This window comes from Streptomyces sp. NPDC054841, assembly GCF_053611045.1.
Window position 1 is genome coordinate 1 of the sequence record NZ_JBSGZO010000790.1, and the last position, 2,297, is coordinate 2,297.

General features: G+C 74.1%; 2 protein-coding genes. Both read right to left on the bottom strand.

The window, feature by feature from the left end:
- The coding region (locus ACWGI8_RS43230; protein ID WP_453668989.1) for a sensor histidine kinase at positions 1-1,171 on the bottom strand (1,171 nt) is incomplete at its 3' end.
- A 5-nt stretch (positions 1,172-1,176) separates the two neighbouring features.
- Positions 1,177-2,163, bottom strand: coding sequence for a hypothetical protein (locus tag ACWGI8_RS43235; RefSeq protein WP_453668987.1), 987 nt, complete (start codon positions 2,161-2,163; stop codon positions 1,177-1,179).
- Between the last annotated feature and the right edge of the window lie 134 nt (positions 2,164-2,297).

Genomic DNA, 2,297 nt, shown 5'->3' on the forward strand with positions numbered 1-2,297 from the left:
CCGAGGCCCGGCCGCCGAGCAGCGCCGCCCGTTCGGCGATACCGCGCAGGCCACGGCCGCCGCCCGGACGGACCACCGGTGACCGGTCGGGCAGCGGGTTCTCCATCGATATCTCCAACTCCTTGTCGTGCACGCGCACATGGAGCGACACCGGTGCGGCGCCGCCGTGTCGCAGGGCGTTGCTCAGGCCCTCCTGGACGATCCGGTACGCCTCGCGGGAGACCGCCTCGGGGACGGCGGACAGCTCGCCCTCCGCGGCGTACGCCACCTGCCGCCCGCTGTGCGCGAGCAGCCCGTCCAGCGCGTCGAGTCCCGGCGTGGACAGCTCGCCCTGGTCCTCCCCCTGCCGCAACAGCCCGAGGACCGAGTCGAGTTCCCCCACCGTGCGCCGGGTGGTCTCCTCGATCGCCGCCAGCGCCTCCCGCGCGAACTCCACATCGCTGTCCAGGACCCGGCGGGCGGCGCTCGCCTGGAGGGTCACCGCACTCAGCGCATGGCCCACCGAGTCGTGCAGCTCGCGGGCGAGCCGGTTGCGCACGGCGAGTTCGGCGGCCCGCCGTTCGGCCGCCGCCAGCCGGTCCTCGGGCGTCGGCCCCAGCAGCAGCGTCGCCTGGCGGGCGAGCAGCGCCCCGGCCCCGGCCGTGCAGGCCGCGAGTGCCAGCAGCATCAACAGCCCCGCGGGCAGCCCCGCCCAGACGACCCATGACCGGTTCAGCGACCAGTGGTCCGTCAGCGCCGACTCGCGCAGCGAGGCGGAGAACGGCAGCGCCATGACCGCCACCGCGAACGGCGGCAGTGCCAGCGTCGCACCGCTGACCAGCCCGCCGAGCCCCACATGAAGCGTGTACCAGGCTGCGGTACGGGCCCTGCCCTGCCGGGTCCGCGCCGGACCGTCCGCGAACCCGTCGGCCGGCACCCCGCACATCGCCCGTGCCGCGGACACCGACATCGGCCGGGCCAGCGGGAAGAGTGCGGTGACCGCGGCCAGCGGCAGGGCGATCGCGTACGCCCCGAACTGCAGTGCGAGGGACCCGCCGAACAGGCCCGGAGAGTCCACGATCGGGCTCATCAGCACGGTGCCGACGAGCCAGTACGGCATCAACAGCGCGCCGCCCAGGATCAGATGGACCCAGCGCAGCCGCGCCCGCGCGCCGAACAGCGCCCCCCACACACGTCTCACGCGTCGCGCCGCCGCAGGAAGCAGGCGGTGGCGGCGGCGAGGAGCAGCCCGGTGATCATCTCCCCAGCGTAGGTCAGGGTCATCAGCGCCGGGGCCGCCTTGTCCGGATCGGTGTCCGGCATCAGCGTGGCGAGCAGCATCCAGCCGCCCCAGCCGCCCAGCACTCCGGAACCCACCCAGGCGGCCGCCAGCGGTGTCCGCACCCGCAGGGACCGGCCGCGCCGGAAGGCGAGGATCAGCACGCCCGCCACGGCGGCCGCCGTGAACAACACCCGGACCCCCGCCAGGACATAGAAGTCGCTGGTGCGCTCGGCAACCCTGAGCGGGGGCAGTCCCGCCGTCGAACCGAGCGCCCAGAGCAGGTGCACGACGGCGGGGAACAGTGCGAGCACCGACCCGGCCAGGGCGGCCGCGCGCATCGGCGGTCCGGTCACGGCGGCCGGCAGTTCCCGGACCAGGCCCCGCCACACATGGCCCCAGCGGTCACGGGCGTACAGCACGAAGAGGGCACCCAGGGTCAGGCCCTGCACGATGAACCCGCTGTAGACCACGCCGAATACCCAGTCGTCGAGGAACGGCTCCTTCGACGCGTCCTGGGCCTTCGTGCCGCCGCCGAGGGACACCAGCAGTTGCAGGGGGAAGCCCACCATGATCGGGGTGAGCAGCCCGGTCGCCGTCCACGTGGGCACGGCAAGCAGCCAGGCCTTCACCCGCAGCCCCCAGCGCTGGGTGAGCAGCAGCGCGAGCACCACGACGGCCGCGTCCATGAGGACCGAGATGCTGTTCAGGACCGCCATCTGCGCGCGGTGGTCCAGGAGTCCACTGCCGGCGGGGATGCCGATGTCGCTGCCGGCGACCCAGGCGACCTTGAGCGAGATGTAGGGGGCGCAGGAGGCGATGGCGAGGGCGCGCAGCGCCCTGCGACCCCTTCCGAGGGGTGGCGCGGGAGGCGGGGGAGCGGCGACGAGCGGTGTCTGTGTCATGGCGTCCACGCTTCCGGCCACCGGCCGCCGGCACCTCCTGCGTGGTGACGAACCCCCTCCGCCGCACGGCGGAGGGGACCCCGTACCCGACGGTGGCCGCCCCAGTTCCGGTGCGGAAAGTACTTCAGCGGCAC

Excerpts from the sequence above, each read along its gene's own strand:
- ACWGI8_RS43235 (WP_453668987.1), bottom strand. The coding sequence starts at position 2,163 with ATGACACAGACACCGCTCGTCGCCGCTCCCCCGCCTCCCGCGCCACCC.